This window comes from Bacillus cereus group sp. MYBK30-2, assembly GCF_051915945.1.
Lineage (GTDB): Bacteria > Bacillota > Bacilli > Bacillales > Bacillaceae_G > Bacillus_A > Bacillus_A paramycoides.
Genome location: NZ_JBQAFR010000001.1, coordinates 56,072 through 75,245 on the forward strand (window position 1 = coordinate 56,072; position 19,174 = coordinate 75,245).

Sequence of the window (19,174 nt, forward strand, 5' to 3'; positions counted from 1 at the left end):
GTTACAAATGGTGAAATTAATTGGAATTTTACTTGTTGCGGTTGGTTTTTTATTTAGATTAAATACACTGTTAGTAGTTATGGTTGCAGGTATTGTTACTGGTATGGTTTCAGGCTTAAGCTTTTATGATGTGATCAGCATGTTCGGTAAATTTTTCGTAGAAAACAGATATATGTCTATGCCAATATTGTTAACTTTACCTGTAATCGGGATATTAGAGCGTTATGGGCTAAAGGAAAGAGCAGAGGCACTTATAACGAAGTCAAAAGGAGCTACAACTGGAAGAGTATTAATGTCATATTTTACGATAAGAGAATCCTCAGCGGCACTTGGACTTAATATTGGAGGTCATGCGCAAACAGTGAGACCACTTGTTGCACCAATGGCAGAGGGAGCTGCGCAAGGAAGGTATGGTAAACTTCCTGAAAAATTAAGAGAGAAGATTAAAGCAAACGCAGCAGCTGCGGAAAACACAGCTTGGTTTTTCGGAGAAGATATTTTTATCGCAACTGGTGCCATTTTATTAATGAAAGGGTTCTTCGATTCAGTAGGAATGCATGTCGGTGTATGGGATATGGCGCTTTGGGGAATGCCAACTGCGATATCTGCCCTTATTGTAAGCTGGATTAGGTTTAGAAGGTTTGATAAGTATATAGCGAAAACAATGAAAGCAGAAGAGAAACAAGAGAAGGAGGCTATATAAAATGAACGTAATAACAATGGATACAATTTATTATTTATTAGGTATAATCGTTGCATTTATCGCGGTTCGGATTGCATTTGATCGTGAGCATCCAAACCGATTTGGTTCTAGTTTATTTTGGGCATTGTTTGCAGTTACATTTATATTTGGAAATGTAATCCCTTCGTTTTATGTTGGCTGTATTGTACTTGTCATGGTCGTTTTAGCTTCATTAAATAAAGTAACAAAATCTCAGGAGAAAGAAGTACCAGTACAAGAACGTGTGAAACATGCTGAGAAATTAAAAAATAAAATTTTCATGCCTGCACTTTTAATACCTATTTTTACAATTATCGGAACGCTAACGTTAGGGAAAATCAAATGGGGAAATGTCGCACTTGTTGATCCTGATAAAGTGACATTAATTGCACTAGCATTAGGAGCGTTACTCGCTTTCGTAGCGGCGATGAGCATCACAAAGGCGAAAATAACAACGCCTGTTCAAGAAGGAAGTAGATTATTACAAGCTGTTGGCTGGGCTGTTATTTTACCACAAATGTTAGCGGCGCTTGGCGGTATTTTCGCGAAGTCTGGCGTTGGACAAGTTGTTTCTGATTTAGTCGGCCAAGTGTTACCGACAGAGTATCCATTCGTTGCTGTTATGGCGTATTGTTTAGGAATGATGCTATTTACTGTTGTAATGGGGAATGCATTCGCAGCGTTTGCAGTAATTACTGGCGGAATCGGGTTACCTCTAATTGTACAAATGCATGGAGGGAATCCAGCGATTATGGCAGCACTCGGCATGTTTGCCGGATATTGCGGAACATTGATTACGCCAATGGCGGCAAACTTTAATATCGTTCCGGCGATGCTTTTAGAACTGAAAGATAAAAATGCTGTCATTAAGGCACAAGTACCAATTGCTATTTCGATTTTCATTATAAATATGTTTATAATGTACGGTCTTGTATATCGTTTCTAATTAGGAGAGTGAAACTATGAAAACAGTATTACTAACGGGATTTGATCCGTTCGGCAGAGAAAGCATCAATCCAGCTTGGGAAGTCGCAAAAAGTTTGCATGAAAAAACAATCGGAGAGTACAAGATTATTAGTAAACAAGTTCCAACCGTATTTCATACATCAATACAAGTATTAAAAGAGTATATAGAAGAGCTGACTCCTGAAATTATTATATGTATTGGACAAGCTGGGGGCAGGGCAGATATTACGATAGAGCGTGTAGCAATTAACGTTGACGATGCAAGAATTGCTGATAATGAAGGGAACAGGCCGGTGGATATACCGGTTGTAGAAGAAGGCCCTATTGCGTATTGGTCCACACTTCCGATGAAAGCAATCGTAAAAAGACTTCGCGAAGAAGGTATACCAACTTCCGTTTCACAAACTGCAGGTACATTCGTTTGTAATCACTTATTCTATGGTCTCATGTATGAACTAGAGAAACATGATAAGAAAATAAAAGGTGGTTTTGTTCATATTCCGTTCCTACCAGAACAAGCGAGTAATTATCCAGGGCAACCGAGTATGTCACTTTCTACGATTCGTAAAGGGATACAATTAGCAGTTGAGGTAACAACAGAAGTGGAAATAGATATTGTTGAATGTGGGGGCGCGACGCATTAAGTAAAAAGTATGTTAATCAAAGAGGGCTGATGAAGCCCTCTTTGTTCAGTTTTATAATTCGCTAGTATCTTATACTGCCTTAAAGATTTTTTTGGTCTTCGGATTTACAGCATACCATCCTAATGTAGCAGTGTGGTCAGGGTGATCTTCATACACATGGATGACATAATTACCATTTTCATCGTCGTGGTCATATTCTACTACTACACTTATCGGGAAATTATATTGGCTACGTACGAGATCTGCGGCTTCATGTTCAGTTATTTCACCTGTATCTGCGACAGTATCTTGCTGTTTCTTAGTTTCTTCTTTTACTTTCTGCTGAGCTTTTTCTTGTTCTGCTTTTTTCTTTTCAAGCGCAGCTTGTTCTTTTTCTGCTTTCTCTTTTCTTAACTTTACTTGTTCATCTTCATGTTGTTTTTTTGCCGTTACAGCTTCATTCATTAAAATTGTTGCTTCTTTTACAAGTCCTTGTGGCTCTTTTCTTTCAGCGACTGTCTTGAAAGTTTCATAGGCTTCATCATATTTTTGTTGAGTTAACAAATCTTTCCCTGATTGCATCTCTTTCTTTGCTGATTCCATTTGTTCTTGTGAACCCTTAACGGTTTTGATGATTTTCTCTGCTTGTTTTTTTGCAGATTTGTATATTTTATCATCTGTTTTTTCTTCCGTAACTTTTTCAGCATTTGCAATTGCTACTTCGTATTTTTCATCCTTTAGTGCAGAAGCGCTATCCTGCATATGATTTGCTAAACGAATGTATTTCTGGATTTCATCTGTTGATTTTTCTTTTGCTGCTTTCTCGAAAGAATTCACAGCATCTGCATATTCACCTTTCTCTATTGCTTTTCTACCTGAATCAACTTGCTCGTCATATACTTTCGAGCTGCACCCACTTGCTACAATTAGCAAGCCTAAAGTCATTGCCAAAACTTTTTTCACAATTATTACCCCCTTCACAATCTATATTTTATTTTATTTGGATATTTATATCAACGAGGAAAACTTCAGCTCATCGGTGTTTTAAACCATGAATGAATTGGAATTTTTGATTTTTATGTTTAAGAGGCATTTTTAAAGGGTTTTTGAACTTTCGAATGGTTTTATGCTAGTTTGAGGAATTAAAATTAAATAACTTTATTGTAATTGAATAAGTAATGCGACGCATTAAATAAAGCGAATTGTACAACACCATCTGTAAACAACTGGTATAATATAGTGTATGAATATACATAGAGGTGATTTTTGTGCAGCAATATGAGGAAGTACATTCGATATTAGAAAAAGCAAAGAAAATTACAGTGTTAACAGGTGCTGGTGCAAGCACGGAAAGTGGAATCCCTGATTTTCGTTCAGCAAATGGATTATATGCTGATGCGAATGTAGAGATGTATTTATCAAGAGGCTATTATAATAGAAATCCGAAAGAATTTTGGAAGCATTATAAAGAAATCTTTCAAATTAATACGTTTCATCAATATGAAGCGAATCGTGGGCATCACTTTTTAGCAGAGCTAGAGGAACAAGGAAAAGACATAACGATTTTAACGCAAAATATTGATGGTTTGCATCAATTAGGTGGAAGTAAACATGTAATTGATTTACATGGAACACTTCAAACTGCGCATTGTCCGAAGTGTAAAGCGGGATATGATTTACAGTATATGATTGATCATGAAGTGCCGCGCTGTGAGAAATGTAATTTCATTCTAAATCCAGATGTTGTTTTATACGGAGATACGTTACCACAATATCAAAATGCGATAAAACGTTTATATGAAACAGATGTACTTCTCGTAATGGGAACGTCATTAAAAGTACAGCCTGTCGCTTCATTCCCAGAAATGGCAAAGAGAGAAGTAGGGGCAACAACAATTTTAGTAAATGAAGAGTTAACAGGACAAGAATATAATTTTGATTATGTTTTCCAAAATAAGATTGGTGAATTTGTAGAAAGCCTATCTTCAATGAAAGAATAATGATTTGATTAAAAAACTGAGGTGAATGGTGGCCACCTCAGTTTTTTTGTATGAAATATATTCATGTTATTGCTTAGTAAGGGGAATGGTAATAAATAGGGCATGAACATAGAAAACTGAAAATTAAATCTTTTCTTTCTTTTGTAATTAATATAAAATTCTATATATATCATATAAATAAATTTGATACATAATGATGTATTTGCGTGCAATGTAGGGAACGTATTTTTTTCATGCAGAGAAATGTTAATAGAATGAAGCGAGGGAGCAAAATGAGACAGAAAAAGGAGAAGCAGAAACAGTCGAAAAAGAAAAAGACTCATATTCCATTTCGATTAAATGTATTATTTTTTGTCGTATTTCTTTTATTTTCAGCTATTATTATTCAGCTAGGTAAAGTACAAATCATTGATGGAGAAACGTATCGAAATGAAGTGAATAAAAAGGAAGATGTAACGGTGAGTACTCCTGTACCTAGAGGGAAAATGTTTGACCGAGAAGGAAAACCTATTGTTAATAATAAACCGTTACGAACAGTTACATACACGAAAATGAAAGGGGTAGACTCGAAGGAAGTTTTAAAAGTAGCAAGAGGATTGGCACAGTTAATCGAAATGCCACAAGAAGATATGGACAAGTTAACAGAGACAGATAAAAAAGACTTTTGGATGCAGTTAAATGAAGAGCGTGCAGCAAAAAAAGTAACAAAAGATGATGAGAATACATTTAGAGAGCGGAAAATAGAAGGAAAAGACTTAGATAAAAAAGTGGAAGAATTGAGAAGGGAAAGAATTACACAAGAAGAATTAAATGAGCTTTCAAAAGAAGATATAGAAGTACTAGCAATTAAAAGTAAAATGAATGCGGGATATAAAATGACACCCCAAATTGTCAAAAAAGATGTTAGTCAAAATGAATACGCAGTAGTTAGTGAAAGGTTGTCGAGCTTGCCAGGCGTAGATACGACTGTAGATTGGGAGCGTGAATACCCAAATGACAAAATACTCCGTTCTGTACTTGGTAGTGTTTCTAGTGAGAATGAAGGATTACCGAGGGAGCAATTAGACTATTATTTAGTACGAGATTATAACCGAAATGATCGTATTGGTAAGAGTTACATCGAGAAACAATACGAAGATGCACTGCATGGGACGAAAGAACAGTCTAAAAATATTACTGATAAAGCGGGAAATATTATTCGGACTGAAAAAGTGACAAAAGGAAAAAGTGGAAACAATTTAATATTAACAGTTGATATGGATCTACAGAAGAAAGTGGAGGAAAGTCTTGAAAAAAATTTAAGGGCATTTCATTCTTCAGAACCGATGATGGACCGTGCGTTCGTCGTTATGATGAATCCAAAAAATGGCCAAATCTTATCATTGGCAGGGAAGAAAATTGTAAATAAAGACGGTGGAATCCAAATAGAAGACTACGCTTTAGGAACGATGATAAGCTCTTATGAGTTAGGATCAACGGTGAAAGGAGCTACGGTATTAACGGGATATCAAACAGAAGCGATTAAGCCATATACACATTTCTTTGATGCCCCAATGTTCTTTAAAGGAAGTTCGAAGCCGAAGAAATCGTGGAAAGACTTTGGAGATATTGATGATTTAAGGGCATTGCAAGTATCATCCAATGTCTACATGTTTAATACGGCCTTAAAAATTGCAGGGGTTGATTACGTACCAAACAATCCGTTAGATATTAAACAAGAAGCATTTAATAAAATGCGTTATTATTTTAGACAATTTGGTTTAGGCGTGCCAACTGGCATAGATTTACCGAATGAATCGATGGGTCAAATAGGTAGAACAGATAATATACCAGGTTTTTTACTTGATTATGCGATTGGACAATATGATACATATACGCCGCTGCAACTAGCGCAATATATGTCAACAATTGCAAATGGTGGTTACCGGATGAAACCACAAATTGTGCAGGAAATTAGAGAGCAACCAAATAGACCAGAGGAAGTAGGAAAAGTCATTCAATCGATAGAACCAGTCGTGTTAAATCGAGTGGATATGGATCTTACATATATTAATCATGTAAAAGAAGGGTTTAGAAGAGTTTTCCAGGAAGCTGATGGGACAGGTACTGGAACTTTTAAAGGTCTACCGTATAAACCGGCTGGAAAAACAGGAACAGCAGAGACGGTATATGGTGGGGAAAGTGATATTGGAAGAGATGAGAACAATAACCGGAAAAAATGTTATAATTTAACTCTCGCCGGTTATGCACCATATGACGCTGATCCGGAAGTAGCTTTTTCTGTTGTTGTACCGTGGGTGAATAATGATAAATCAGGTATTAATTCTGCAATTGGTAAAGAAATTTTGGATGCGTATTTTGATTTGAAAGCACAGAGATCAGGTGTAAGTGCAGTCCCGGTCGCACAACAGCCGAATAATGTACAGTAAAAAACGAAATTAAAATTGTAGTATATCACTGCACAGATGAAACCATATTGTGCAGTGATATATTTTTGAGCTGAAAAGTGTTTTGATAAGGTGGGAATACATATGAAAAAGGAGATCAAGGGCGGCTGGGGAAAGTACATACTATTTATATTTGTTTTGGTAGTAGTGTATCAGTCTTTTACCTTATGTAAAGTTGAAGGGAAATCAATGCAACCGACTTTACATGAAGAAGACTACGTATTTGTAAATAAAGCCGCTGTACATGTTTCTGACATACAGCACGGAGAAATCGTCATTATTAAAGAAGAAGATGGATCGAAATATTATGTAAAACGCGTAATAGGACTTCCTGGTGATGTCATTAACATAACGAATGGAAGTGTATATGTTAATGACAAAAAGCAAGATGAACCGTATATAAATAAAGACCTATATAACAATACACAAGTGTTTTACAACTTTCAAAAGACAAAGATTCCACCAAATAAGTTATTTGTAATGGGAGATAATCGTGAGTATAGTAGGGATAGTCGAAATGGCTTAGGATATATTGAAGAAGATAACGTTATTGGCAAGGTGGAATTTATATATTATCCTTTTTCGAAAATGAAAATACTAGACTAGTTTAGTCTAGTTATTTTATTTTCTTCAAAAAACAACGAATGAATTAGATGAACCTTTTCATCCTCAAGTGCTCCTGTTAGGGTGATGATAAGTAACGCTTTTATATTAAGTTAACGGTTAGGAAATAGAAAGGATATGATAGTATGTATAAGTACACAATATGCTTCATTAGAAAAGAGGATAACATACTCCTTTTGAATAGGAACAAAAAGCCGACAATGGGAATGTGGAATGGTGTTGGCGGTAAAATTGAGAATAATGAAACCCCATATGAAGGAGTAATTAGAGAAACGTTTGAGGAAACGGGAATTCAGCTTCAAAGTGTAACGTATAAGGGGAATGTTATCTTTAAAGATAAAGACGAGCCTCGGGATAGTGAGGGAATGTATGTATTCCTTGCTGATTTACCAGATGGAGTACATATGGACACACCATTAAGCACGGCTGAAGGAATATTAGAATGGAAGTCAATCGATTGGATATTAGATGGTGATAACAGAGGTGTAGTTAGCAATTTACAAAGATACTTACCAGTATTATTAACAGAGGATAACTATTTAGAACATACTTTTATTTATGAAAACCGGAATATTATTGATTACATAACTTCTATTTTGACAGAAGATGATACGAAAAAACGACATGTAAAACATCTCGTTTCTCAATAGGAGAAGCCCCGTTAAAATACTAAAAAAAGCCAAATCCTTTATTGGATTTGGCTTTTTGCAAGGAATTTTAATTTAAGCTTTACTCTACATAATTTGCTTTAATGATAAAGCGATGTTGCTTCACATCAAAATATCCTTTTTGCAAGATGATCTCATGTATGCGATATAATTCCTTGTTATATCTTTCTACTGTAAAATCAGGAATTTGCCACGGAATTGCTTTTAAATAATAGACGACAGCACCGATATCATAAAAACGTTGAAGAGGGAACTCTTTCTTCGCTTCTATAATTGTAAATCCACTTTGTTTTAATTCACTACATGCTGTTTCGAGTGACCAACTTGCAAATTCTGAATTAAGCGGTGCACCAAACAGCTCATTAAGATGGGCACAATCAAGACCACCGACTTGCTGTGTAAGAAATGTTCCATTGGAGGAAAGAATTCTTTTCACTTCAGAAACAGAATATGATTCATGTTGATTCACAATTAAATCAAACTGATCGTCTGGAAATGGCAAAGCGGTATCATCAGTCACTTCCACAACTGTAACTCCTAAAGGCTCTAATTTCTTTCGAGCAATTGGTACGTTTGGAGCATAGCCTTCAGTAGCATAAATACTGGACGGAAACGGTTGTAACATAGATAAAAACTCTCCGCCCCCAGTACCCATATCTAACATTGATTTTGCACGTTGCATAAGCTGGAAAGCGGTACTGCCGTATGACCACGATAAAGGTTCGCTCTTCATTCGACCAGTTTCTGAAATGAAAGAAAAGTCCCAGCCACTAAAATTTGTCTTTGCACTTTTTAATAGTGCTGAAAATAATGGATCACGTTTCATGTTATTGTCCTCCTAATTCGTTAATGAGTGATATAGTAAGAAATGAGAAAGGGAGGACCTCTTATTAAAATGAAGCGGTCTTACGTTTCGTGTTCGAATAGATTCATATTACATTCGCTCCTCGCGAGAATGGTTATTTATATATTCGGGATTGCCGAGTGGAAATCCTTTGAAATTATAAGGGAAGGCAGTTGTTTAATGAAAAATTGGATTGAGTTTACAGACAAAAAAGTGAATGCCATCCGGCGATTTGATGATAAAGAACAAAGATGGATGCAAGATAAAGATCACAAAATAAGTCGTGAAATCATTGATTTTGCGATTGATAATCGTATTTCTGTCATTCGATTAGAACAACTAACGAATATAAGACAGACGGTAAGAACAAGCCGTAAAAACGAAAAAAACCTACACACTTGGTCATTCTATCGTTTGTCACAATTTATTGAATACAAAGCAGCATTAGTTGGTATTCAGGTTGAATATGTGAATCCGGCTTATACAAGTCAAAGCTGTCCGAGATGTTCTGAAAAGAACAGGGCACGAGACAGAAAATACAAGTGTCAATGTGGGTTTGAGAAACACCGTGATATCGTTGGGGCGATGAATATTCGCTACGCAACTGTGATTGATGGTAAAAGTCAATCAGCCTAAGCACCCATATGGTCTGGTTTAGGAGGGGCAATGAGATGCCCTCATCTTGAAGGCTGTTCAAAACAGAAATGGACTGCGAACGTCTAGTCATTCAAGAATTCCACCCGTAACTCCGTAAGGATTCGGGCTTGCGACTTTAGTCGTGGGAGTCTCAATATTTCTTTATTCAGAATGATTATAAGTGGGGGGATTTAGGTCATCCTTGGGAGAAGAGTATAACGATATTTGGAAAGGAACTAATAGAGGGATTTGAACAAAATAAGCCAGAAATGTTTCAAAATGTTTTAAGGAAAGGATAATATTTTAAATAGAAAAAACGTTTATACTTTCAAATGAAGTATAAACGTTTTTTCTATTAGCTGTTTTCAAATAGGGTGTTGCTTTCTATACAAATAATTAAAAACAAAATTCTTTTGGTAAATAGCCATTTTTTTTCATCGTTCTTAATCCATGTTTGATAATCCAAGGATTTACAGGATGATTTTTATAGAGTAATTCTTGCAGCCATTGAAAAACGAGTTCTTTATCTTCTTTCGTAATATCATTGATATGATTGGCTACTGATTTTTGAACATATTTAGAAGGGTCATTCATTAATGGTTCAAGAAGCTTTAAATTGTTCCTAAAGTCACCTTTAAGAGCCCCTATTTTTTTGGCCCAAGGAAGTCTTGGTCTAGTACCTTCGGAAACTAATCTCCTAATGTGGCTGTTCTCATCATGTAGCCACTGTTGTAATATGTTCAATGTTTCTTCATGGTACTTTTCAAGATAAGGCCGAATTGCATATTCAGCAGTATTTCTTTTTGTTATTTCATACATTGCGTTGAACGAGGATTCAAAATCATTAATCCCATATTTTTCAACGTATTTTGCAATAGGCATATACATATAGCCGTTTGTAAATGTACCTACTTCTGTTGTATTTTCTGGTCCCAATGTTTTAAGTAATATACGTATTGCGTCATTAAAATCTTTTTGTAATGCATTCTGTAATTCATCTGCTATTACTTCTACACGTTGTTTTAACTCTAAATTTTCAACTTTACATGTTACAGAATCTACAAAGCTCCTTTTAGAGAAATTAGGATCGTGCTTAGAAATAGAATCAGCCATTTTTTCTGCTAATTCTTCATTAAATAAAAATTTTAATGGAACATATTTACCCATTTTTTCACCTCATTGGCCAGATAAAAAACTATTTTGATTGTTTAATCGACAATCCATACACCAAAGTCTCACTCGGAGTCGTAATACTAAAACCAGTCGTCTTATAATCAAGTTTTAAAGTATCACCAGTATAGTCTTTTGTGAATGAGTCCATTTGTACAATAAGTTGTGCATCTTCATATACAACATCATCCGCATTATATGTATCCCAAATTAAATCAACATCAACAAAAATGCTACAAGAATTTGTCATTGTTCCTCTAATACGAATGATCTTTTTGTCTTCACGTTCTAGTCTATGTATAGCAGCTTTTGCTTCATCAGTTATACGAATGTTCATGTAATCCCAACCTTTATTTATATTTCTTCTATTATTACAAAAACAAGAGAAATAGGGAAGGAAGAAGCATTGCATTTAAAAACGAGCAAACAAATTTGTTTGCTCGTTTCATGTTATTCCAGTTCACATTTATCAAGTGGAATCACTTTCGTTTTCTTAGTAAATTTATATCCTAACCATAGTACTAAGAAGAGTGGTAAACCGATGTAAGAAACAAGTACACCGTTCCAGTCGATAGATGCTCCCATAAATGCTCCGTAGTTTTGACCTAAAATAACGATCACACAAAGTGTAAAGGCGAAGATTGGGCCGAATGGGAACCATTTTGCTCTATACGGTAAATCTTTTAAATCTTTTCCTTGTGCGATGTATGCTTTACGGAAACGGTAATGACTAATAGCGATTCCTACCCAAGCAATAAATCCTGACATCCCAGAAGCATTTAATAACCAAATGTATACAACACCGTCACCGTATAAAGAAGCGATGAAAGCGACGCTACCAACTACTGATGTTGCGATTAATGCGTTAACAGGTACACCACGGCTATCTAATTTACCTAAAAACTTTGGTGCTTTTCCTTGGCGAGCTAAATCCCAAAGCATACGAGTTGATGCGTACATTCCAGAGTTACCAGCAGATAAAACAGCAGTTAAAATAACAGCGTTCATAACAGAAGCAGCAAAGGCAACGCCCGCTTTTTCGAATACAAGTGTAAATGGACTTACTGTAACATCACTTGCTGCAAGGCTATCGGTCGTATAAGGAATTAATAAACCGATAACGAGGATTGCTAAAATATAGAATAATAGAATACGCCAAAAGATAGAACGAATTGCTTTCGGAATATTGCGTTCTGGATCAGACGTTTCACCAGCAGCCACTCCTAATAATTCAGTTCCTTGGAATGAGAATCCAGCGGCCATAAATACACCGATAATTGCCATGATTCCGCCGTTAAATGGTGCATCTGCAACAGTGAAGTTTTTAAATCCAATGAATTCGCCGCCCATAATTCCAAAAATCATCATAAAACCGACAATTAAAAAGATAATAATAGTAACTACTTTAATAAGTGCGAACCAATATTCAGATTCACCAAATCCTTTAACAGATAAATAATTTAAGAGAAAAATAATAGCTAAACAAAGTCCACTCCAAATAAGAGAAGGTGTATTTGGGAACCAAAATTTCATAATTAATGTTACGGCCGCTAGTTCAGCTGCGATCGTAATAGCCCAGTTATACCAATAGTTCCATCCAAGTGCAAAACCAAGTGATGGATCAACAAATTTTGTTGCATAAGTACTAAAAGATCCAGTAACAGGCATGTAAGCTGCGAGTTCTGCTAAGCTTGTCATTAAAAAATAAACCATAATCCCAATTGCAGCGTATGCAACTAGTGCACCGCCGGGACCAGCTGTATGGATAACACCACCGCTGGCAAGAAATAGTCCGGTACCGATTGTACCACCGAGAGAAATCATCGTAAGGTGACGAGATTTTAATCCACGTTTTAATTCACCTTGTCCTTGTGTAGATTGTGTTTTAGAGGTAGCTTGATTCGTTGCGCTATTCATGTTCAACACTCCTTTTCTTGTAAGATAGGAAGGAGCGGGGGAGAAAAATACAAAAAACCGCCAAAAGAATTATTAGGCGGAACGTTTCACAAATAACCACCCCATCATACCCTTCCGTTAAGATAGCACCCCACGTATACACGGTAATTTGTAAACGTGACAGTTCTGTTCCTTTCGGAGACAGCCCCAGCCTATATTTCCAGAGAAGAAATATAAACTTCGGCAACTTTTCCTTTCAAACGGAGTCGATGACATTCTCTGTGTCTCGGCCGTTATACTCTTAAAAGTTGCAACCTCTACCTCATCGGACTGATGAGGATTTATTTATTGCTATGATTTTTAATATATGGCAATTGTAATGATTTTCTGAAAATATTGCAAGGAATTTTGTAGGGAAAAGTCAAAAATTATCGGTTATTGTATAGGAAACGCTTGCAAAACTCCACCCGAACCTACTTTTATGTAACAATAAGCAAAGAAAAAATTGTTATACAAATGTTTCGCAAAAAATAATGAAAAACCCTTTAAAATTAAGAGAAAATTCAGAAAATATTATTCGACATAACCATCAAAGGGGATCAGTTCTTTATTTTGTTTCAAGAATAAACATATGTGCGCATCAAAAAAGAATGAATATTCTTTATATTCATGATAAAATTGAAGTATTGTTTAATGGAAAAGGGGACATCGTTATGAAATTAGAAACGGAAAGATTACATATTATCCCGTGTACGGAAGAGTGGGTTCAAATTGCGAATAATCAAGGATACAATAGTGGTCCGCATATTTTAGGGCATGTAGAAAATGTGAAACAAGATGCGGCTTTATTACCGTGGGGCGCTTGGTATGTTATTCGAAAAGAAGATGACATCGTTTTAGGTGATATAGGATTTAAAGGGGCACCTAATGAGAATCATACAGTTGAAATTGGTTACGGATTTATTGAGAAATATTGGAATAAAGGGTATGCAACAGAAGCGGTTCGTGAATTAATGAAGTGGGCTTTTCAAACAGGAGAGGTGAAAACGGTTATAGCAGAGACACTCCTTGATAACTATAGCTCTATTCGTGTATTAGAGAAATTACATATGAATAAAGTAAATAGTACTGAAACGATGATTAATTGGAAAATTGAAAAATAAAAAATACCGCCCGAAGCAAATCGGGCGGTATTTTGCGCAATTATGGTAGCATTTGTTTTTGATCTGTCGGATAGCCTATCGTCGTTTGTTTCGAATGATTTGAATGATTACGGACAGAAATGAAAATAGAAATAATAACGACTAGACCAACTGCAACATAAGAAAGTGTAATAATAGTTGGATCAACTTTAAATGATGTAAGTAATGTACGTATATTCGTAAAGATAATAAGGCCACCGACGAGTACGCCGAGTAAATGTGGAGGAACGATGCGTACTAACCATGCTGCAATTGGTGCTGCAACAACACCACCGAGCATTAAGGCAAATACCCAAACCCAGCTTACTTGCTCCCAGCCAAGTGAGATGAAAAAGCCGATTGTTGCAGCGAGTGAAACAGGAAATTCGCTCGTATCTACAGATCCAATAACTTTTCTAGCATCATTTCCTCTTGCAAGAAGAACAGGTGTCGTAATAGGCCCCCAGCCACCGCCGCCAGTTGAATCAACAAATCCTGCAAATAAGCCAAGCGGCACAAGTTGTTTCGTAGACATACGCTTATTTGAAGCAACAATTTGTTTTTGGATGATGAATCGTAATAAAATATAAACCCCTAAAGTAAATAAAAATAAGGAAATGTATGGTTTAATTACATCGCCAGGTAAATTACTTAAAAAACATGCCCCGACAAAAGCACCGATCGCCCCTGGCAATGTAAGTCTAGAAACTGTATATTTATCAACGTTTCCGAATCGTATATGAGATGCACCGGAAGCGGCAGTAGTGACTACTTCAGCTAAATGAACTGATGCAGAAGCAACAGCTGGTGCGATACCAAACATTAATAATAAAGAGGAAGACGTTACCCCATACGCCATTCCAAGCGCTCCATCAATCAATTGAGCGAAAAACCCAATAATAGCAAAGACAATTAATTTCTGCATAAATAATCCCCCTATAATAATAAATAAAAAAGGCACTTTTCCCGTGTGAGAAAAGTGCCTTTGGTTTTTCCAATCAGCATTATATTAATTTGTTTCATTATAATGCATATTAATCTTATAAATCAACTAGGTTTTAAAGTTTTTTGAATTGAATGAAAGAAAGAGAGAATATACAATAAAAGGATGGAGAGAAAGGGGAGAAAGAATATGTTAGCATTTGATCATCTCGTTCACGCAGTTCATTGTACGCCTGAGGAAGCAGCAAAACAAATGCAGTCATTAGGTTTTCATATAGTACAAGGTGGACAGCATACAAACTGGGGTACTTGGAATAGTTTATGTTATTTTGATTTATCATATATAGAATTTTTAGCAGTCCAGCACGAAGAAAAAGCGAAAGAAGCAGAAAATCCATTAGTGCAGGAAACGGTTGTTAAATTGCAAAATGGAGTAGGTATGCTACAAATCGCAATTCGAACAGATGAAATTGAAGAATTAGCCGCTAATTTACAAAAACATGCTTTGCAAACGATAGGACCATTTGAAGGAAAACGAGTGAGAAAAGATGGTCGTCTTTTAGAATGGAAAATGTTATTTGTAAAGCAGGAAGAGGACGGACCAAAATTACCATTCTTTATACAGTGGAATGAAACGGATGAAGAAAGAAGAATCGATCTACGTAAAACAGGGACGATTACGGAACATAAAAACAAAGTGCAAGAAATAAAAACAATTCATTATGCGGTGAAAAATGTTCGAGAAACAGTGCGGAAATGGAAAGAAGTAATGGGATTAACAGCAAGTTCAATCATAAGAGATGAAGAGTGGAATGCAGAGTGTCAAAGTGTATTATTTGGTGGTATTAGTGTGCAGTTTTGTGAGCCGGTAGGGGTAGGGCTAGTGCAAGAACGCTTGAAGGAGCATGGTGAATATCCGTTTGCGGTGGAGTTTAAAGGGGAAAGAAAACGGAAGCATCAAGTACTAGGTAGTATGTACATATATTAATAGAGGTGAGTTTTGTGGAGACAATTTTAAAAGCGATAGAAAGAAAAATAGACTGGCCCCTTATTTTAAGAGCGATTGTTATTTCAAAAGGTTTTTCGTTCGATGAGAAATATAAAATTGAATTAGAGAGTGGAGAAACGTATTTTATAAAAGTATGTGATTCTTCATATTTTGAACGGAAGCAGGAAGAATATGAATATATGCAGCGGCTAGAGTCAGTACATATTCCCATGCCAAAATTAATTCATTTTATAAGCTTTACCGAATTAAAGAAATGTGTACAAGTTTTTGAGTGGATTGATGGATTAGATGGTGAAGATATATTAAAAACTTTATCTATCGAAGAGCAGTATAGGGCTGGAAAAAAGGCTGGAGAAGTGCTAAAAAAGATTCATTTAGTCGAAAAAGAGGATACTGGTAATTCATGGGAAATGTCTATATGGAGTAAATATGAGAGATACTTAGAATCATTGAAAGAATATGAGGTAGACTTTCTAAATTTAAATACAGTGTTAGACTTTGTAGGAAATCATAAAGATTTATTAGAAAATCGTCCAATTGTATTTTTACATGACGATTATCATCCAGCCAATATAATGATTGAACATAATGAATTTAGGGCTGTCATTGATTTTGCTAGATTCGATTTTGGTGATCCAATTCATGATTTTTATAAAGTAGCGTTATTTACGACTAATATAAGCGTACCATTCGCTGTAGGACAAGTTCACGGTTATTGCGGAGGTGAACCATCGCTGCATTTTTGGAAATTGTATTCGCTATACGCAGCAATGATTTTCCCATCCGATATAGCATGGACAAATCGAACTACACCACATTTAGTAGATGATATGAAAGAGAGATTGAACCGAATTTTAGAAGATCATAACGATTTTTCTTCTTATGTTCCGAGATGGTATCAATCATTTCATATGGATATAGTAAACAATAAATAACGGAGGGATTCATTTGGACAAAATAGCGGTAATTTCAGATATTCATGGTAATATTCCGGCATTAGAATCTGTACTGAAAGATATTAAATTACGAGGTATTGAGCGTATTATTTGTCTTGGAGATTTAGTAGGAAAAGGACCTCATTCTAGCGAAGTAATTGAAATTGTTCGTAAAGAATGTGAAGGGGTTGTAATGGGGAACTGGGATGATTTTATTACAAAACTGACTGAATTTGAAGCCTTAAAATGGCATCAAAAACAATTGTCAGAAGAACAAAATGAGTATTTAAGAAGCTTACCATTTTCAATCGAATTTTTTATGAGCGGCAAACTCATCCGTATGTTCCACGCTTCACCGAGAAGTTTGTATGAAAGAATTCAACCACACGCTTCAAGAGAAGAGCGTGTTAGTATGTTCGAAAATAGTGAGTTGACAGAGAATATAGAAGGGGAAAGAAAACCAGATGTTGTTTGCTACGGTGACGTTCATCAAGCATACGTTCAAAATTTTAGGGGGAAAACGTTATGTAATGCTGGTAGCGTAGGAAATCCACTTGAAATTACACAAGCTTCCTATTTAATTTTTGAAGGAACATACAATGAAAAAGAAGCAGCGAGCTTTTCCGTTCAACTCGTACGTGTACCGTATGATATTGAATTAGCAATTCGATTAGCGGAAGAGCTCGATATGCCAGAAATTGAGGAATATAAGCAGGAGTTACGTACTGCTTTGTATCGAGGGTTTAAGGCGAATTGAGGAATATGTAAATCAATAAAAATATATCAACGATTTTTCAAATATATCGACTTACCGACAAGTAGCGACAATTTTATTTATCATAATTTTGTTATGTAAACAAAATTGAGGAGGGAATATCATGCATCGCCAAAAACGAATGAATGAAATTGCTGATCATATTTTAAGGTTAAACTTAACTCATCCAATAAGAGTTGGAGTGAGTGGCATTACAGCCTCAGGAAAGACAACATTTGCAAATGAGCTGGCAGAGGAAATGAAAAAACGGGGAGTACAAGTAACACGTGCCAGCATTGACGATTTTCATAACCCGAGAGCGATTCGATATGTGCAAGGAAAAGAATCAGCGAGAGGGTATTATGAAGATGCACATAATTATACAGCTTTTAAAGAAAGACTATTAATGCCTTTAGGATCTAATGGAGATTTACATTATGAAACGATTTCTCATAACTTAATAACGGACATCCCTGTACATAACGCGCCTCTAGTGGCTCCGCCTAATATGGTGTTAGTAGTAGATGGAACATTCCTATTAAAAAAAGATATTGAGCATTTATTTGATTATAAAATTTTTGTAGATACAGACTTTGAGATTGCGAGAAAACGTGGTGCAGAGCGAGAGACTGAAGCTTTTGGAAGTTATGAAGAAGCGGAGAAGATGTTTTTGAACAGGTATCATGCAGCTTGTAAGATGTATATAGACGAGCATAACCCGAAAGAATGTGCGGATGCTATATTTCGGAATAGTGATTTTGGAAATCCAGATGTTATATTTCATGAACGAAAGTAATGCACAGTCAGAAATATATGTATAACATTTTATTTATTGTTATAATTAAATTAATTTTATGAAAAAAATTACAGGGGATAAGGCAAAAATAAGTTAAAAAACGTAAAAAAGGGGACAGGAAATATAATGACAGAAGTACTAGAACTAAAAGAAGAATTACAACAAATTAAAAATAATAATTATGCTGTACCAGAGGATGTGGATGCATATCCGTATGCACAGTGGATGCTAGATTATATCGGATCACCTGATTCTAAATTACGTGATGATTTGATTTATAGTACGCTTCACACATGGATTACAAATGATGTGTTTAGACAAAAAGAATTACGAGGACTAATGTTACAAGCAATTAGCCCTGATTATTTATTTTATAAAATTGGTGAAAAGGGAACAGACTCTGTTTTTAAACGTGCGTTCTCCGTATTAATTCCACCGCTTATTTTATCCGTTCACGAAAGAGAACCGCTATTAACTGAAGAACAACTGTACAGTGTGGCAGAACAAGTTCTGGAATATGTATATTTAGAAGAAGATGTAAGGGGTTACGTAGAAGGAAAAGGATGGGCGCATTCTACTGCACATGCTGCAGATGCGTTAGATGCTTTAGCACGTACAATACAAAATCGCGAGTTTTCATATGCAATACTAGCTGCTGTTCGTCAGAAGGTTCGTATGAATGACTACGTATACATAAACTTTGAGGATGAGAGATTAGTAAAACCAATTATGTCGTTACGGGACCAAAATCTTTTAACTGAAGAAGAATGGAGCAACTGGCTACATAGTATAGTAATTGTTGAAGACATTCGACATCCTCAGCATGCTATTTTAATACAAAATATTAGAGCTTTCTTAAGAAGCTTATATTTTACAGCTTTGGAGAAAGAGGGAGCTACTGTTTTTACAGATGATATATTGGAGACTTTGAAGAATTTACGTAGATATTAAAAGATGTCGAA

At 35.7% G+C, this 19,174-nt stretch carries 19 protein-coding genes, 2 pseudogenes and 1 riboswitch; of the genes and pseudogenes, 15 read left to right on the forward strand and 6 right to left on the reverse strand.

What is annotated here, in order from left to right:
• Window positions 1–7 precede the first annotated feature (7 nt).
• The 3 genes from ACTFQM_RS00285 to pcp are packed head-to-tail and all read left to right on the forward strand — an operon-like array spanning window position 8 to window position 2,331.
• Window positions 8–703 (forward strand): DUF969 domain-containing protein, encoded by a 696-nt coding sequence (locus ACTFQM_RS00285; RefSeq protein WP_440033036.1) that lies wholly within the window; start codon window positions 8–10, stop codon window positions 701–703.
• Between the two features lies 1 nt (window position 704).
• Entirely contained in the window at window positions 705–1,667 is a 963-nt protein-coding gene (locus ACTFQM_RS00290) for a DUF979 domain-containing protein (RefSeq protein WP_002172554.1), read from the forward strand.
• A 16-nt stretch (window positions 1,668–1,683) separates the two neighbouring features.
• A complete protein-coding gene (gene pcp, locus ACTFQM_RS00295) occupies window positions 1,684–2,331 on the forward strand; it encodes a pyroglutamyl-peptidase I (protein ID WP_440033037.1) in 648 nt (215 codons plus the stop codon).
• Window positions 2,332–2,400: 69 nt separating this feature from the next.
• Here pcp and ACTFQM_RS00300 read toward each other — a convergent pair whose 3' ends face one another.
• The gene (locus ACTFQM_RS00300) at window positions 2,401–3,273 is read right to left on the reverse strand and encodes a hypothetical protein (protein ID WP_440033038.1); all 873 of its coding nucleotides are present in this window, start codon (window positions 3,271–3,273) and stop codon (window positions 2,401–2,403) included.
• A 296-nt stretch (window positions 3,274–3,569) separates the two neighbouring features.
• Here ACTFQM_RS00300 and ACTFQM_RS00305 point away from each other — a divergent pair, with 296 nt between their 5' ends.
• The 4 genes from ACTFQM_RS00305 (at window position 3,570) to ACTFQM_RS00320 (ending at window position 8,031) form a co-directional block, all read left to right on the forward strand.
• On the forward strand, window positions 3,570–4,310 hold the full coding sequence (locus ACTFQM_RS00305) for an NAD-dependent protein deacylase (protein ID WP_440033039.1): 741 nt from the start codon (window positions 3,570–3,572) through the stop codon (window positions 4,308–4,310).
• A 254-nt stretch (window positions 4,311–4,564) separates the two neighbouring features.
• Entirely contained in the window at window positions 4,565–6,739 is a 2,175-nt protein-coding gene (locus ACTFQM_RS00310) for a peptidoglycan D,D-transpeptidase FtsI family protein (RefSeq protein WP_440034358.1), read from the forward strand.
• Between the two features lie 102 nt (window positions 6,740–6,841).
• Window positions 6,842–7,363 carry a signal peptidase I gene (gene lepB, locus ACTFQM_RS00315; RefSeq protein WP_025147835.1) on the forward strand — a complete coding sequence of 174 codons (522 nt, stop codon included), beginning with the start codon at window positions 6,842–6,844 and terminating at the stop codon, window positions 7,361–7,363.
• A gap of 143 nt (window positions 7,364–7,506) precedes the next feature.
• On the forward strand, window positions 7,507–8,031 hold the full coding sequence (locus tag ACTFQM_RS00320; RefSeq protein ID WP_440033040.1) for an NUDIX hydrolase: 525 nt from the start codon (window positions 7,507–7,509) through the stop codon (window positions 8,029–8,031).
• A gap of 79 nt (window positions 8,032–8,110) precedes the next feature.
• On the opposite strand, the gene ACTFQM_RS00325 is transcribed toward ACTFQM_RS00320, so the two are convergent.
• The gene (locus ACTFQM_RS00325) at window positions 8,111–8,875 is read right to left on the reverse strand and encodes a class I SAM-dependent methyltransferase (protein WP_440033041.1); all 765 of its coding nucleotides are present in this window, start codon (window positions 8,873–8,875) and stop codon (window positions 8,111–8,113) included.
• A gap of 225 nt (window positions 8,876–9,100) precedes the next feature.
• Here ACTFQM_RS00325 and ACTFQM_RS00330 point away from each other — a divergent pair.
• Both ACTFQM_RS00330 and ACTFQM_RS00335 read left to right on the forward strand, forming a co-directional pair.
• Window positions 9,101–9,529 (forward strand): annotated as a pseudogene (locus ACTFQM_RS00330) (RNA-guided endonuclease TnpB family protein); the annotation flags it as partial.
• A 155-nt stretch (window positions 9,530–9,684) separates the two neighbouring features.
• A pseudogene (locus ACTFQM_RS00335) lies at window positions 9,685–9,828 on the forward strand (DUF2716 domain-containing protein); the annotation flags it as partial.
• Between the two features lie 97 nt (window positions 9,829–9,925).
• On the opposite strand, the gene ACTFQM_RS00340 reads toward ACTFQM_RS00335, so the two are convergent.
• The 3 genes from ACTFQM_RS00340 to ACTFQM_RS00350 form a co-directional block, all read right to left on the reverse strand.
• Window positions 9,926–10,696: a DNA alkylation repair protein gene (locus tag ACTFQM_RS00340; protein ID WP_440033042.1), complete on the reverse strand. Its 771-nt coding sequence runs from the start codon at window positions 10,694–10,696 to the stop codon at window positions 9,926–9,928.
• 28 nt (window positions 10,697–10,724) lie between these two features.
• Window positions 10,725–11,036 (reverse strand): iron-sulfur cluster biosynthesis family protein, encoded by a 312-nt coding sequence (locus ACTFQM_RS00345; protein WP_440033043.1) that lies wholly within the window; start codon window positions 11,034–11,036, stop codon window positions 10,725–10,727.
• Window positions 11,037–11,149: 113 nt separating this feature from the next.
• The gene (locus tag ACTFQM_RS00350) at window positions 11,150–12,616 is read right to left on the reverse strand and encodes an amino acid permease (protein ID WP_440033044.1); all 1,467 of its coding nucleotides are present in this window, start codon (window positions 12,614–12,616) and stop codon (window positions 11,150–11,152) included.
• 115 nt (window positions 12,617–12,731) lie between these two features.
• A riboswitch (Lysine riboswitch) is annotated at window positions 12,732–12,923 on the reverse strand.
• Window positions 12,924–13,308: 385 nt separating this feature from the next.
• On the opposite strand from ACTFQM_RS00350, the gene ACTFQM_RS00355 reads away from it, so the two are divergent.
• Complete coding sequence (locus ACTFQM_RS00355; protein WP_440033045.1) at window positions 13,309–13,758, forward strand: GNAT family N-acetyltransferase; 450 nt, start codon at window positions 13,309–13,311, stop codon at window positions 13,756–13,758.
• A 40-nt stretch (window positions 13,759–13,798) separates the two neighbouring features.
• On the opposite strand, the gene ACTFQM_RS00360 is transcribed toward ACTFQM_RS00355, so the two are convergent.
• A complete protein-coding gene (locus ACTFQM_RS00360) occupies window positions 13,799–14,701 on the reverse strand; it encodes a sulfite exporter TauE/SafE family protein (protein ID WP_440033046.1) in 903 nt (300 codons plus the stop codon).
• 207 nt (window positions 14,702–14,908) lie between these two features.
• On the opposite strand from ACTFQM_RS00360, the gene ACTFQM_RS00365 reads away from it, so the two are divergent.
• From ACTFQM_RS00365 to ACTFQM_RS00385, 5 genes are all read left to right on the forward strand, one after another.
• Window positions 14,909–15,706, forward strand: coding sequence for a VOC family protein (locus tag ACTFQM_RS00365; protein WP_440033047.1), 798 nt, complete (start codon window positions 14,909–14,911; stop codon window positions 15,704–15,706).
• Window positions 15,707–15,720: 14 nt separating this feature from the next.
• Window positions 15,721–16,662, forward strand: coding sequence for an aminoglycoside phosphotransferase family protein (locus tag ACTFQM_RS00370; RefSeq protein ID WP_440033048.1), 942 nt, complete (start codon window positions 15,721–15,723; stop codon window positions 16,660–16,662).
• A gap of 13 nt (window positions 16,663–16,675) precedes the next feature.
• Complete coding sequence (locus ACTFQM_RS00375; RefSeq protein ID WP_440033049.1) at window positions 16,676–17,419, forward strand: metallophosphoesterase family protein; 744 nt, start codon at window positions 16,676–16,678, stop codon at window positions 17,417–17,419.
• Window positions 17,420–17,540: 121 nt separating this feature from the next.
• Window positions 17,541–18,212: a hypothetical protein gene (locus ACTFQM_RS00380; RefSeq protein ID WP_440033050.1), complete on the forward strand. Its 672-nt coding sequence runs from the start codon at window positions 17,541–17,543 to the stop codon at window positions 18,210–18,212.
• Between the two features lie 126 nt (window positions 18,213–18,338).
• A complete protein-coding gene (locus tag ACTFQM_RS00385; protein WP_440033051.1) occupies window positions 18,339–19,163 on the forward strand; it encodes a DUF2785 domain-containing protein in 825 nt (274 codons plus the stop codon).
• The last annotated feature ends 11 nt before the right edge of the window (window positions 19,164–19,174 follow it).

Bases quoted from the DNA above. Each gene is read 5' to 3' on its own strand.
- ACTFQM_RS00325 (WP_440033041.1), bottom strand. From the start codon at position 8,875: ATGAAACGTGATCCATTATTTTCAGCACTATTAAAAAGTGCAAAGACA.
- ACTFQM_RS00380 (WP_440033050.1), top strand. From the start codon at position 17,541: ATGCATCGCCAAAAACGAATGAATGAAATTGCTGATCATATTTTAAGG.
- ACTFQM_RS00340 (WP_440033042.1), bottom strand. From the start codon at position 10,696: ATGGGTAAATATGTTCCATTAAAATTTTTATTTAATGAAGAATTAGCA.
- ACTFQM_RS00385 (WP_440033051.1), top strand. From the start codon at position 18,339: ATGACAGAAGTACTAGAACTAAAAGAAGAATTACAACAAATTAAAAAT.
- pcp (WP_440033037.1), top strand. From the start codon at position 1,684: ATGAAAACAGTATTACTAACGGGATTTGATCCGTTCGGCAGAGAAAGC.
- ACTFQM_RS00285 (WP_440033036.1), top strand. From the start codon at position 8: ATGGTGAAATTAATTGGAATTTTACTTGTTGCGGTTGGTTTTTTATTT.
- ACTFQM_RS00360 (WP_440033046.1), bottom strand. From the start codon at position 14,701: ATGCAGAAATTAATTGTCTTTGCTATTATTGGGTTTTTCGCTCAATTG.
- ACTFQM_RS00290 (WP_002172554.1), top strand. From the start codon at position 705: ATGAACGTAATAACAATGGATACAATTTATTATTTATTAGGTATAATC.
- ACTFQM_RS00355 (WP_440033045.1), top strand. From the start codon at position 13,309: ATGAAATTAGAAACGGAAAGATTACATATTATCCCGTGTACGGAAGAG.
- ACTFQM_RS00310 (WP_440034358.1), top strand. From the start codon at position 4,565: ATGAAGCGAGGGAGCAAAATGAGACAGAAAAAGGAGAAGCAGAAACAG.
- ACTFQM_RS00350 (WP_440033044.1), bottom strand. From the start codon at position 12,616: ATGAATAGCGCAACGAATCAAGCTACCTCTAAAACACAATCTACACAA.
- ACTFQM_RS00365 (WP_440033047.1), top strand. From the start codon at position 14,909: ATGTTAGCATTTGATCATCTCGTTCACGCAGTTCATTGTACGCCTGAG.
- lepB (WP_025147835.1), top strand. From the start codon at position 6,842: ATGAAAAAGGAGATCAAGGGCGGCTGGGGAAAGTACATACTATTTATA.
- ACTFQM_RS00345 (WP_440033043.1), bottom strand. From the start codon at position 11,036: ATGAACATTCGTATAACTGATGAAGCAAAAGCTGCTATACATAGACTA.
- ACTFQM_RS00320 (WP_440033040.1), top strand. From the start codon at position 7,507: ATGTATAAGTACACAATATGCTTCATTAGAAAAGAGGATAACATACTC.